This is a genomic window from Streptomyces sp. NPDC007025, assembly GCF_042869455.1.
Lineage (GTDB): Bacteria > Actinomycetota > Actinomycetes > Streptomycetales > Streptomycetaceae > Streptomyces.
In genome coordinates this window covers 33656-48071 of record NZ_JBIAFT010000001.1, presented here as the reverse complement: position 1 = coordinate 48071, position 14416 = coordinate 33656, and the positions used below count along the sequence as shown (strand labels likewise).

The window sequence follows — 14416 nt, the reverse complement described above, 5'->3', positions numbered from 1 at the left end:
AGGGCCAGCAACCGCTCGCGGACCGCGGCGTCGACGACCGCGTCCTGCTCCAGATGCAGCACCTGCCGGGCGAGATGGTTCAGATCCAGCGGCGCCCCGTCCCAGCGCCGGTCGCGCCGGTGCATCCCGTTGAGGAGCTCCACCGCCTCCGCCTCGGGGGGCAGCAGCACCTCGAAGGTGGCTTGCCGGTCCCTCGCCGCGTGCAGATCGACCCGCGACGGCAGCGTCCGGTCCCAGACGTCGTCCGGGACGCTGATCCCGCCCCGGGAGGTGATGATGAAGTCGTCGGCCCTGAGCGGGCGGACCCCGGCCGGCAGACCGCGCTGGAGGTCCCACAGTTCGGTCTGCAGACGGCGCCGGAACTCCTCGACCGCCCGGTCCGCCCGCCGCTCACCGGATCGTTGTGCCGCCGCTCGCCATCGCCTGTCCGAGCCACTGTGGACGGCGTCGGCGCCGTACGCCGTGACGTCGATGCCCGGCAGCGCCACTCCGAACTGGTGATTGCGCAGCCCGACCCTGGCCATGTGCTGCGCGAACCGCCCGATACCGGCCCCCTCGTCGGCGAACTGCTCGCTGGCGGGTGCGAACGGCGCCATCATGGCGGCCGGTACCGGACGTGGCGGCGGGAGGGTCGAGACTCCAGGGGCCGGCAGTGCCACCGTCGGTACCGGCACGGGCGACGCCGGGGCAGACATCGACGCGACGGGCGACGCCGGGGCCGGGGAACTGGGAGCGGCCGCCCCCAGTCCAGGCATCCGCTGTCCCTGCGAGGAGCGGGTCAGCTCCCGTGCCCGACGTCGGCCGAGCGCCTCCTCCCGGCCGTGGTCCCCCCGTCGGCGGACGGCGGCCGGGGACCCGTCGCCCGGGCCGACGGAGGAATCGTCCACCGAGGTCGCGAGGGTGTCCGCCGCCGAGGCGACGGAAGAGCCGTCGTCCGAGAGCACGGCCTCGTCCTCGGATTCCGCTTCCGATTCCGGGTCGAAGACGTCCCGCGCGTACAGCTCGTCCGCGGTCACCCCGCCCAGGGCCGCGCGCACCCCGGCGCGTGCCGGGTCCGACGACACGGAGGGCGCGGTCGGCGAAGCGGACGAGGGACCCCGCGAGGTCTCGGGAGCGGACGACGCCGCCGAGCGCGGCACGGACGACGGCCCGCCCTGCGTGCCGCGGCGACGCGGCAGCGTCCGCCGCCAGCCGCCGTCCGGGGGCACGGACGACCCCGGCGGGCCGGGGCGCACCGTGAGCACCGGCAGTCCGCTGTCACCCGTCTCCGACAGGTCCACCGGCTCTCGCGTCCACCACACCGTTCGGGCGAGCCGGTCGGCGAACCGCCGCGCCGTCCTCCCGGCATCGGCGTCCAGCCCGGTCAGCGCGAGCACGATCGGGACATCGACCTCGGCCTTCATCAGCTCGCGGTCCGTCGCCAGCAGTTCGAGGAAGACATCGAGCGACACCTCGTGGTCCACGTTGTCCAGCCGGACGCGGAAGATGCCCGGACGGCCCGGGTCGGTGACCGCCCGGACCAGGACCGGCTTCGGGAACGTCGTCACGTTGTCCCGCGGGGAGATCCATTTCGTGTTACCGAGCCCGTTCGGTGTGTGGATCTGGGACAGGTCGACCCTGGCGGGCTTCGGTTCGGGCCCGAAGTCACGTCCCAGTCCGTCGTACAGATCGGAGGAGAAGTCCTCGGCGCGACGCCCGGCCCGCCGGTTGTCCTCGCTCTCCTTCGTCAGCATGTCCAGCGTCTCGGCGGTGTTGGCCGTCCGCAGTTCGGTGTCCGTGCCGTGGGCCCCCAGCCGCGTCAGCCGGTAGGCGGCGACCACGTCGGGGTCGGACCCGTCCCAGCCGGCCGCGTACGTGGCGGTGAAGGCTCCGCGCATGCTCGCGCGCAGCGTCTCGTCCGGCGCGACGGACGGGTCGGTGCCGAGCACCTTCGGGATCAGCGCGTCGACGTCCTGCGCCCCGAGCCGCTCCAGCGTCTCCTCGGCCTCGACCCGCGCCCAGAAGATCCGCGACAGCGCCGCGGGCCCCACCTGGTCCTCGGTCCGCCGCAGCGGGTCGGCGGCCTCGGCCCGCAGATTCACGCCCGGATCCCGCGTCCAGGCGACCGCCCGGTCCACCGCGGCCGGGAGACCCGGTGCGAAGTCCCGCAACGACGTGCCCGGCGGCTGCGCCCGGGCCGCCGACAGCAGCGCACGGTAGGCCGCCGCGTCCGGATCGGCACCGCCCTCCGGCCTGGCGGCCACCACTCGGTGGAACATGTCCATCGTGAACCGGCCCACGTCCGCGAACCGGTCATCGGCGCGCCACATGTCGTCCAGCGCCGCGAACCCGCGCAGCAGTGCCGCGTAGCCGCCGTGGTCCGCCGCCTCGGCCTCGACGTTCCAGCCGAACACCAGACGCAGTGCCCGCACCCCGCGCAGCACCCGTGCCCGTGTCTCCGCGGACGCCTCCCCCCTGCCGTCGTGCCAGCCGATCGTCTCGGCCAGCCTGTCCAGTTCGGCGCCCTTGGGCTCCGGCAGGAAGATGACGATCCGGCTCTTGCGGCCCCACGCGTCGGTGTGCAGCACCCGCACCCAGCGGCCGTCCCTCTCCTCGAGCGCCTCGGGTCCGGTGCTGGCGCGCACCGGCATCTCGAGCTCGTTCGCGACGCGCTGCCCATAGGGGACCTGCGTGAGCGGATCCCCGACGAACGTCTCCTCGGCGGTGTTGGCATCCCGCACGGCCGGTACGGAGACATCCCGGTACTCACCCGTCCGGCATCCCTGGATGTCCAGCCAGCGGCGGGGCCGTTCTGTCACACTCTTGCGCCGGTGCCACCGGGACCAGCTCTCGCGCTTGAACAGTTTCCTGGTGAGGCCGTCGCGCAGGGCGAGGACCAGCCCACGCGGATCGCCGTGGGTGTCCTCGAAGAACGCATCGTCCAGGCTGCCTGGGGCCTCCATGGTGAACGGGTCGAAGTACATCTGCGCGACGGGGTCGTAGTGCACGGCCTCCGTGATCGTGTCGAGGTGCCGGCTCGACTCCTCGTAGCTGTCGTCGACGAGGTTGTGCGCGTGGAAGGAGCGTCGCCCGATCTGCAGACCCGTCCGCAGGCTGATGATGGCCTGGGTCAGCGCTTGGCGGAACTCGGCCAGCGGATCGCCCTCGCGCGGGTCGAGTCCCAGGCCGGGCCGGCTGGGCACCCAGTCGCCCGTCGGCTTGCCCTGGTGGCGGACGACGACCACCGCGGACGCGCCCTCCGCCTCGGTCAGCCGGGCCTCGCCGCTGTGCGCGTGCACCGTCATCCCGGTCCGGTCCGCCAGCCGCCGCGGTCCGTGGTGCAGCAGCCCGTCACCGGCGTGGGGGACGGCCAGCACGATCTCGGTACCCGGCGGCAGCCTCCGGGCCCGCACGTCGAGCGCCACCAGCTCGGTGAGCTCCTCGAAGTCGATGAGCAGTTCCCGGTCGTCGTCCAGCCGGACCGCGAACTTTCCGTCCCGCATGTCGGCCGCCACGACATAGGGCTGCGGGTGCTGCCGCCACGGTGTCCTCGTCTTCCAGTGTTCCGCGTAGGCGGAGGTCCCGTCCCGGTCGCGCAGCCGGAGCCGGCTGGTGTCCAGGTGGGCGACCTGCTGCTCGCTCCAGTTCAGGCCGCGGAGCCGCTGCGTCGAGGTGGCGTTGCGGAAGTGGCGCCTGCGGTCGGGGGCCAGGACGCCCAGCCCGCGCTCCAGGTGCAGGGCGGCCAGCCCCGCCATGCCGGTCACCTGGTCGGCCCGCCCCGCGGTCCAGCACAGTTCGTACAGCTCGGCGCGCTGTTCCGCGCTCACGGCCACGTCGTCGGCCAGGTGCAGAATCCGCCGCGCCGCCTTGTCCAGGTCCAGCGGTGCGCCGTCCAGCCGCCGGTCGGTCCGGCGCAGCTCGTCCAGCATCTCGACGGCCGCCGCGTCCCGGTCGTGCTGGAACTCGATCGTCACCTGCCGTTCGATGTCCTCGCTCCCGGCCACGTCCGCCAGCTCGGTCAGCACCGGGTCGCCCTGGTGCACGCGGGCCCGCCCGGTGGCCACCAGCAGGAAATCGGCCGCCTTCAGCCGCAGCTCGCGCGGCACACCGGACTGCCGGCTCGTCAGCTCCTCGTCGAGCAACTGCAGGAACTCCTCCTGGGCGGCCTCCGCGCGCTCGGTCCCCAGCCGCTCTGCACCGCGCAACGGGGTGCGGCCGGTGCCGCGCGGCGCGTCGGCCCCGTACCCGGTGACGAAGACATCCGGCAGGGAGACCCGCAGCGCGCGGTTGCGCAGCCCGGTCATGGCCACCTGGGCCGCCAACTGCCGGTTGGCCGGGGAGTCCTGGGGAGTGGCCGAGCCCGCGACGATCGGCATGACCACCGCCCTCGGCAGCGGCTGCACCGGCCTGGCGCCGACCGGCTCGGTGTGCGGCGCGGGAGCAGGGGCGGGACTCGGCGCACCGCCGGTCGTCTCCAGGCCCTGCATCGGTTCGCCGGTGCCGGACCGGGTCATGGCCGCCTTGCGGGCGGTCGCTCGCACGTCGGGCCCAGGCCCGGACGAGGCCGACGAGGAGCGGGAGGGCCGCGAGAAAACGGAGGAATCCGAGGACTCCGGGGCCGTGGACACGGTGGACGCTGTGGAAGCGGCGTCGGACGACGTGGTGACCGAGCGTCCGCGATCCGCGGGACCCGGCGAGACATCTGCCGTCCTGGCCATGGTGATGACCCGGGTGGCGGCCATGCTTCCCGTCCCGGAGGCGGCCGGTGCGGCGGGCGCCGTCGGGGCCGGGCGCCGCGGAAGCACGGCGGCGGGCTCGCCCGGCAGCGGCGCGTGTTCGGGCACCGGGTCCGGCACCGGGCGCGGGGCCTCCACCGGCTCCGCCGGGTCGACGGGCACGCTCTCCGTCCAGGCCGGGACGGAGGCGGTGCCGGAAGCACCGGACGGGTGCCGCGTGCCGAGCAGCGAGCTGCCGTCCCCGCCGCTCCTGGAGAGACCGGTCGGCAGCGCGGTCGACCACACGTGCCGGCCGAGGTGCTGCGCGATCCGGCTCGCCAGCCCGGGCACCAGCCGGTCCAGTTCGGGGATGTCCAGCACCAGGCCGGTGCGCAGTTCCTTCGCGCGCAGCACGAGGTCCGCGGCGAGGAGCTCGACGAACTCGCCGTGCGTCACCCGCAGGGTCATGCCGCTGTATTCGAGGAGGAGGTGCCGTGTGTCGGCCGGGTCGACCACGGCACGCACCAGGTAGGGCGGCGGCGTGTCGTTGGCGTCCGGGCCCTTGCCGGTCCACGGGGCCGGCTCCTGGGTGCCGTCCCCGCTCTCGACCCGTGTCAGGTCCACACTCGGCGCCTCGTCGCGGAAGTCGCGCCCTTCCCCGGTCGTGCCGTCGGTGTACCGGGTGGGGGGCAGCGCCGTCCCGTCCTCGACGAGCCCGCCCTCGTCGAGGTGGTAGGCGGCGGCCACGTCCGGGTCCGCGGCGTCGCGGCCATGCGCGAACGACCGGGTGAGCAGGGAGCGCATCTTTCCGACGTGCGCGTCGTCCGCGGTCTCGCCCTGGGCGTCCAGGTGCAGCACCCTGCTGCTGCGGGCCTCCAGCTCCTCCTGGCCGAGCCCGTGCAGCACGTCGTGTGTCTTGACCGCCGCCCAGAACAGCCGGGAGACCTCCCGTACGCCGGTGTCCGCCGGGCGGAGGACCGTCCTGGTCGCCGACTCGTAGGAGCCCCACTCCCGCGTCAGCCAGGCGGCGGCCTCCGTCACCGTCGGCAGCGGCGCGAACGCGGTCAGCGCGGTGTCCGGAGCGGCTTCCCGGGCGGCCTCCAGCACCGCGCGGTAGCCGACCCGGTCCACGCCCTGCCGGCCCTCCGGGTGAGCCGCGACGGTCCGCCGGAAGGCATCGAGAGTGAAGCCGCCCGCGGCACCGAACTCCGTCTCCCACATCCGCTCCAGCGCCGCGACGCCCGCCAGCAGGTCCGGGAACCCGTCCGTGTCCTCCACGTCCCGGCCGAACGTCAGCTTCAGCGCCCGCAGCAGGACCAGCACCTGCTCACGCACCTCGGCGGTCGCCTCGCCGCTTCCGGTGTGCAACCCCAGCTCCCGGGCCCACGCGTCCAGTCGGGTACCACTCGGCTCGGGCCGGAAGATCTGCCAGCGCCGGCGGCGGCCGCGGGCATCGGTGGACAGACCGTGGGACCACTCGCCGCCGCCTCGGTTGAGAGCAACGTAGAGGCCTTCGGCACCGCGCACATAGCGGCGCATGCCGTTGGCCGTCCGCTGGCCGGCGGAGAGATCGCGAAGCGGATCCACGACGAACGGCACCGGCGCGGACTCCCCGTGTCCCCGGCTGCCGCCGGGAGCGCTGACGTCGGGGGCGACAGCCGCCCAGCAGCGCATCATGCCGTGCCAGCGTCCCTTGAACAGCTCGGCGAAGCGGGCGGCCAGGCTCTCGATCCGCTGCCCGTCGACCTCGACGGAGCCGCCCCGCCACAGGAACTGCTGCAGCACGCCGGGGCTGCCGTGCCCCTCCTGATGGTCCGCGTCCTTCTCCGAGAGGCCCGGCGGCGTGGGCAGCGGCTCCTCGGTGAGCAAGGTGCCGGTCGCGGGGTTGAAGTGCCAGAACGTCTTCTGCTGATCGAGCAGGGGGACGAACTGCTCCAGTTGCGCGTTGTGCGCTTCAGGGTCGAGCGACGCTGTCGCGAGCGGCCGCCCCGTCTTCTCGCTGGTGATGACCTGGTTGCGCTGCTCCCAGTACCAGTCCTCGGCCGGCGGTGTGTCGCCCGGGGCCGGAGCCATGGCGGGCTCCACACCGATCCAGTCGCTCACGAACTGACCGGCACGCAAGATCACCCGCAGCCTGCCGCTGTCGTAGGAGAAGGTCATCGTCCCGCTGTGGGCCCACACCTGGTGGCCGGTCTCGCCCGCGAGCATCCGCAGCAGCATCAGGTCATGAGCGGTCGCGAACGGGGTGACCACCACCAGCGGGACGCTCTTGTCGAGCTTCTCCCGCGCCACGTCCGCCGCCACGACCGCGACGGCCTCCTCGATGCTCAACTCCCGGACCGACCGGTCCGGCAACCGCATCGCGACCGCGCCGAGCCGCCCGTCGGCCACCAGGACGTAGGGCCGCATCCGTGTGTTCCAGGGCAGGGTGTCGGAGTTGTTCCGCCGGTCCACCACCCGGCCCTCCGCCGACAGCAGCCACGCCTCGATCTCCGTGGCGTCCAGCCGCACCTGCTCCCGGTCCGGGGTCTCGCGCGCGCCGAGGCTGCCCGCACCCGCTTCCGGGCGGCCCCAGTTCAGTCCGGGGACCCGGACGCCCAGCCGGTTGGAGAAGCGGCGCGCACGCTTCGGGGCGATCCAGCCCAGCCGGTCGAGCACCCCCGGCTTGCGCAGCACATAGGCACCCAGCTCACCCAGGGTACGGGCCTGTCCGGCCGCTTCGGCCTCCCCGAGCAGAGCCGCCAGCGCCCGCTTCGTCGAGTCGTCCACCACCGCGTCCGGGGGCAGTTGCAGCACCCGGCGCGCGAGGTCCGCCGGACTGGACGGCGCCTTGCCGTACATCCGGGGGTCGGTGCGGTCCAGCGCCGCCAGCTTCCGCTCCGCCTCCTCGGCGGAGACCGTGACCACCCGGATCAGCGCCTGGTCCCGTTGGTCGCCGTCGGCCAGCACCGGCGGGACGGCCCCCTGCTCCGCGCCGCCGTCGCGTACGGTCACGACCGCCGCCACCCGCTGCCGGACCTGCGCGGGCGACCACTCAGGCCGGCGTGCGGCCAGTTCCCGCTCCAGCGCCCCGGTGAACGCGGTGCGCACCGCCTCCGCCCGCTCTGCTGCCCGGTTCGGCACGGACCGGCTCCGCGACGTGCGCGAACCGCTGCCGTAGCCGGTGATCTCCACGTCCAGGTGGTTGGCCGGGTCGAGCGCCGCCACCCGGCGCGCCAGCTGGACGATCGACGCCTCCTGCTCCCGGGTCAGCCGCGCGGAGGAGGACGCGAAGGGCAGCAGGGTCAGCGCCGCCGGCGGGGCCGGGCGCGGAGCCGGACGGGACACCGCGGCCTCGGCTGCCGGATGCGGGGCCGCGGCCTCGGTGACGGGTACGGGCCCCGCCACGGGCGCCATCGGGATCGCGCGGACACCGGCAGTCGGCAGGGAGGGCCGCGCGGGGGCGGTTCCCTCCTCACCCGGCAGCGACGCGTGCGGCGGGACGGGGTCCGGCACCGCGCGCGGGGCCGCCACGGGGTGGGCGGGATCGACGGGCTGGTACTCCGTCCACATGTCGTCCGTGTACGGGGCGTCCAGGCTGAGCATCGAGGTGGCGTCGTCGGCCTCGGCCAACCCGATTCGCGCCTTGGTGGCCCACACGCGTCGGCCGAGGTGCTGGGCGAGGCTTGCCGCCAGCCAGGGAGCCCGGTCCCCCAGCCCCGGGATGTCCAGCACGACATCGACGGTCAGCGAGGCGTCTCCCACAGCGGGGTCCTGCGCACCGGTCAGGGCGGGGTCCAGGGCGAGCAGCGCCATGAACTCACCGTGGGTCACCCGCCGGGTACCGTCCTGGCCGGTGAGGAGCAGATGGTCCCGTTCGGCCGGGTCCGCCTTCGCCCGCACCACGTAGGGCACCGGGCGGGGCGCGCCGAGCCGGCTCCGGCCCAGCCACGGGGCGGGGCGCCGGCCCTCGCGCGTCCCGATCTGCCGGAGATCCATCGTCGGTTGCGGCACCTCTCCGGTGAAGTCGCGTCCCGCCCCCCGGTGGTCGTCGCGGCCCACGGTCGACAGCGCGGTGGCAAGGCTCAGCAGGTCCTGACGCTTGAGCGCGTACGCGACGGCGACGTCGGAGTCGGTGGCGTCGTGGCCTTCGGCGAACGCCTGGGTGAGGAGCGTGCGCACCCGGGCCCGGTCCCGGTCGTCGACATCGGCGGCCGCCTCCATGCCGAGTATCCGCCGGGTGAGCAGGGCCTCGTCCGCGCCCGGCCGCCGCAGCAGTTCGTGCGTCCTGACCCGCGCCCAGAACATCCGGGCGGTCTGCGCCGGTCCGCCCAGAGGCGTCCGCAGCACCCTCGTGACCAGGTCGTGCGAGCCGCCGGGCCATCCTTCGGTCTGCAGCCACTGGAGGGCATCCTCCACCGCGGGCATCGCCACGAAGCGGGTCAGCGGAGTGTTCGGCATCACGAGCCGAGCAGCACGCAGCACCGCGCGGTAGCCGGCCTGATCCACACCCCGGCGGCCCTCGGGATGCGCGGCGACGACGTGCCGGAAGGTGTCCAGCATGAACGGGCCCAGGCGGGCGGCCCGCTGGTCCTTCGACCACATCCGCTCCAGAGCCGAGATCCCGCGCAGCAGATCCAGGAAGTCCTTCTCGTCCTGCACGTCCCTGCCGAAGGTGAACTTCAGCGCGCGGAGCAGGACCAGCACCTCCTCGCGGACCGCGGGCGTCGCCGGCTCCCCGGCCTCCAGCCGCCCGAGCATCCGGGCCCAGGACTCGACCCGCCTCGCCTCCGGCTCCGGGCGGTCGATCCGCCAGCGCGGGCGCCGCCCCCGGGCGTCGGTCAACAGCACACGCTGCCGCCTGCCCTGCGATCCGGAGATCCCTTCGGCCGAACGCACGAACTTCTGCGTCCTGTTGGCCGCCCGCTGTGCCACGGAAAGATCCCGCAGCGGATCGGCGACGAACGGAACGGCCGCGCTCGTCCCTTCGTAGCGTCCCGCCCGCACGCTCGATCCGCTGCTGTCCGGGGCGGTACCCGACCACCAGCGGTCGAGGCTGATCCATGCCCTCTTGAGCAGACCCTCCAGACGGCCCAGCCACTCGTCGAGCTCTCGCCCGCCCACGTTGCGGAAGCGGCCGTCCAGCATCGCCAGCGACACCTGGCCGGGCAGCCCGTGTCCGGCCAGATGGTCTGCGCCCTCCGGAGCGGCACCGTCCGGGACCGGCAGCTCGTACTCGGCCGAGAGCGTGCCCGTCGCGGGGTTGTAGTACGAGAACGCGGTGACGCGGCTCCGGGAGCGGACGTTCTCCTCCTTCGAGCCGGCCAGTTCGCCCGACGAGAAGCTCGTGATACCGATCTGGCGGCCGTCGGCGACGACGGGCCGCTCGTCGGCCTGCAAGTACCAATCCGGCGCGGCCTCGTCCAGCGGTGTGTCGGGCCCGAGGGAGATCCAGTCACCCTGGGGCTGCCCCGCACGGTGGACCACCTGGATGGCGCCCGTGGCAGCGTCCAGCTCCACCTCGCCGCTGTGGGCCCACACCGTGCGGCTGGTGCGGTGCGCGAGCTGCCGCATCAGCATCCGGTTGTGGCGGGTTCCGTAGGACAGCGCCAGAACGATCGGAGCGCGCGGGTCCACACCTTCGTGCTCCAGGTCCCGTGCGAGATGCTCGACGGTCTCCTCGATGCTCCACTCGCGCGAGGACCCGTCCGGGTGGCGCATGCGTACCGTGCCCGACAACCGGCCGGCCGCCAGCACATAGCTCTGCTGGGGCCCCGTCCAGGGGGCAGCCCGGAGAGAGGCGGCGTCGACGTTGCGTCCGTCGGCGTCCCGCCGCTGGACGGCGACCGACGAACCGGCCCTCTCCACCGGCCCGGCGACCGCGCCGTTCAGGCCGAATGTCCGGCGACCGTCCTCGACGAAATGATCCGGGCGGTTGTCGGCGAGGACACCCAGCCGCTCCAGCACACCGGGCCGGCTCAGGTGGAAGACCGCCACCTCGCCCATGGTCCTCGCCCGGCCTGCCGCCCGGGCCTGGCCCACCAGCGCGTACAGCGCGTCGCGGATCCCGTCGTCCACAGGCCGGTCCGGAGCCAGATGGAGGATCCGGCGTGCCTGCTCGTCCGCGCTCAGCCGCTCCCCACCGAACCTGGCCTGCTCCCGTTCCGCCAGTTCGGTCAGCGTGCTCGTCCCCGCGAAGCTCTCGGGCCTGATCATCGCTCCGGCGTCACCGGAGCCCGGGCCGCCGTACCAGGTGTTGGGCTCGGCCCGGACGGGGAAGTCCGCCACGGTCAGGGGGGCATGGCCCGTCGGGCGATTCTGCTGCAGGGCGGTCAGCTCCGCCTCCAGCACGGACAGGAACGCGGCCTTGACGGCCGCCGCGCGCCGCTTGGCGAGCGGTCTCCGGCTGAGACCACCCAGTCCGTTGCTGTAGCCGGTGATCTCGATCGGCGAGGGTGCCACACCCAGCATCCAGTGCGCCCAGCCGACCCGCGCCGTCTGCCGGGCGTAGTTCTCGACCTCTTCGCGCTCATCGGCCTGGAGATCGGCGGAAGCGGTCCGGAAACGCAGGGTCGGCAGGTAACGCGGCAGCCGCGGGGTCGGGTCGGCGGACGGCGCCGGGGCGGGAGCCGCCGGTGCGGTGGCGGGCGCGGTGAAGACCGGGCCCCTGGCCGTGCCCACCGGCATCATCTCGGGAGCCACCGGGACGGTCGCCGGGAACGCAGCATCCCCAGGCGCCCGCTGAGTGCTTCTGCCGTCGGCCGCTCCGTCTTGATCGGCGGTTTCGGCGTCCGGCTCGCTCTCCGTGTCCGTGCCGGAGGACGGGTCGGAAACAGAGTCGAAGACAGAGCTGACTTCGCTGTCCCTGTCCGACACACGGTCCGAGTCGTATCCGGCTTCCGCGTCGGTCCCGTTGCCCGCGTCGTCCCCGCCGGCGAGGTCGAGGCCGGTGGCCTGGCGCATGCCCGGCTCCTGGGCACGTGCCCCCGCCGCCGGCGGAGCGGCGGGGCGGGCCGGGCTCTCCTCGCGGGGCAGCGGCGCGTGCGGCGGCACCGGGTCCGGCAGGGAACGCGGGGACTCCACCGGCTCGGCCGGGTCCTGCGGCACGCTCTCGGTCCAGGCGTCGGGGGACGTGCCGGAAGCGGCGCCCCGGTCCGGCACGCCGAGTATCGAGCTGCCGTCCCGGCCGCCCTCGTGCAGCGAGGTCGGCAGGCCGGTCGCCCACACGTGCCGGCCGAGCCGCTGGGCGAGGAGCCCCGCCAGTTCGGGGGCTCGCCGGTTCAGCTCCGGAATGTCCAGCACGACGTCGACGCGCAGGGACGACCGCCTGGGGAGATCGTCCCGAATGCTCTGCAGGACCGTGTCCTCCGCGATCAGTTCGACGAACTCCCGCTGCGTCACCCGCCAGGTGCGGCCCCCGGCCGCGAGCACGAGGTGGGCCGGATCGGCCGGATCCAGCTCGGCCCGGATCAGATAGGGGTCAGGGCGCAGGCTCTTGACGCCCTCGGTCAGCCACGGCGCGTCCGACTCCTGACCGCCGGTGCGGAGGGTGGCGAGATCCACCGGGCCGGTCGACCGGCCGGAGAAGTCCCGTGCCCGCTTCGCCGTGCCGGTGAGGCCGAGCGTGGTGGAGGAGGTGGCACGGCCCAGCAGCCCGGAGCGCTGGAGGTGGTACGCCGCGGCGACATCGGGGTCGGCCCCGTCGCGTCCCTCGGCGAACGCCCGGGCCAGCGTCCGGCCCAGCTCCTTCAGCCGCGCCGCGTCCACGGGCTCGGCGGGGTCCAGGTGGAGCACCCGGCGGGCCAGCGCCGCCTGGTCGGTGCCGTCCCGGCCCAGCACCTCCTCGGCCTTGACCCGCGCCCAGAACGCTCCCAGCACCTGTGCCGGCGTGGGCTTCTCCAGCCGCTTGCCCAGCAGTTCGCTGACGGCGGCGGCTGCGTCCCTGTCGTCCAGCCACCGTAGAGCGGCCTCCACCGACGGCATCGTGACGAACTCGGTGAGCCCGATACCCCGCCGGGCCCCGGCGGCGGCCAGTGCGTCGCGGTAGCCGGCCTGGTCCACACCCTGCCGGCCGGCCGGGTGTGCGGCGACCGCCCGCTGGAAGGCGTCGAGCGTGAAGAGCCCCGCCTCGCTCAGCCTCGGGTCGCCGCGCCACATCTGCTCCAGCGCCGCCGCCCCCCGCAGCAGGTCGAAGAAGCCCTCCGTGTCTTCCACGTCCCGGCCGAACGTCAGCTTCAGCGCCCGCACCAGGACCAGCACGCGGCCCTGCGCGTGCTCGCGCCGGATGTCGGTGTCGACGGGCATGCCCAGCTCGGCCGCCCACCGGGCCAGGTCACCGGCCGACGGCTCCGGGCGGAAGAGTTCCCACCGGGTACGCCTGCCCTGTGCGTCCGTACGCAGGCCGTGCACCGGCTTGCCGTCCGGGCTCTGGCTCGCCACATGGACTCGTTCGCTGGCCCGCACCCACAGCCGGGACCTGTTGGCCGCCCGCTGTCCCGGGGAGATCTCCCGCAGCGGATCGGGGACGAAGGGCGCGACCTGGGAGTGTTCCAGCCCGCGGGTGCGTCCGGGCGTGCTGCCCTGCCAGCAGCGCGCGATGCTGATCCAGCTGCCCTTGAACGACCGTGCCAGATGGTCGATCCACTGGTCCTGTTCCGCCTCGTCGAGCCGCCGCGAGCTGCCGTCCAGCAGCCGGACGCTCAGCGTGCCGTCGGCGCTGCCGTGCCCGAAGTCGTGGAGGGCCCCGGCCTCCGTCTCGCCCGGGGGCGTGGGCAGCGCACTCTCCCCGGAAACGGTGCCGGTCGCCGGGTTGTGGTGCGCGAATGCGGTTGCCGTGTGCATCGTGCGGCTGAACCACTCCCGCCGCGACGTGTCCCCGGTGTTGAAGCTCATGCTGCCGGTCGGCCGGTGCGAGGTCTCGCTGACCGCGGTCCGGGTGTCGACCTTCCAGAGCCAGTCCGCCATCTCCTCGTCGACCGGCATACCGGGGTCGATGCGTATCCAGCCGCCCTCGGGCCGCCCTTCCCGGTGGGTGACCTCGATCAGGCCCGTTCCGGGGTCGAAGGCGGTCTCACCATTGTGCGACCACACCGTGCGGCCCGTACGGTTGGCGATCATCCGCAGCAACAGCTCGTGATGGAAGTGCGCGGGAAGCGCGGACACCACGATCGGGGCATCCTGGTACCGGCCCTCCTGCTCCAGCCGCTCCAGGTCCTGGCCCACCAGTTCGGTGACTTCCTCGAAGGTCGCCGGACGTTCCCAGCCTGCCAGCCGCATCATCAGGTGGCCGGACTGCCCGTCGTCCACCAGCGCATAGGCGTCGCCCGACCAGGGGCCGTCTTCGAAGGAGACGATGTCGGGGCCCTTCGCGGCGGCGGTCGATTCCCCGTACTGGGACGGGTTCAGCTCGGCCCGCTCGTCCCGCGTCCAGTTCAGGCCCGGAACCCGGACCCCGTCGCTGGTGAAGTGGCGTGCGCGCTGCGGCGCGAGTACGCCCAGTCGGTCCACCACACCGGGCTGCCGGAGGTGGAAAGCGGCCAGCTGTCCGAGGGTCTTCGCCCGGCCTGCCGCCTCGGCCTGGGCCACCAGGGCGTACAGCGCACTGAGCGCCGCGTCGTCCACCTTCGTGTCCGGGTGCAGGTGCAGGATCCACGACGCCTGCTCCTGGGGGCTCAACGTCTCCCCGCCGAACCGGCGCACGTCCCGCGCATCCAGGGCGGCGAGCGTCTCCTTCGCCTTCCTGT

The 14416-nt window shown here is 73.9% G+C and carries 1 protein-coding gene (only partly in view); it reads right to left on the bottom strand.

The whole window is internal to a lonely Cys domain-containing protein gene (locus ACFYMO_RS00005) on the bottom strand: the coding sequence, 62922 nt in all, runs 14878 nt past the left edge and 33628 nt past the right edge, and what appears here is coding positions 33629-48044 — codons 11210 (partial) to 16015 (partial); reading right to left, the first codon wholly in view occupies positions 14412-14414. The start codon and the stop codon both lie outside this window.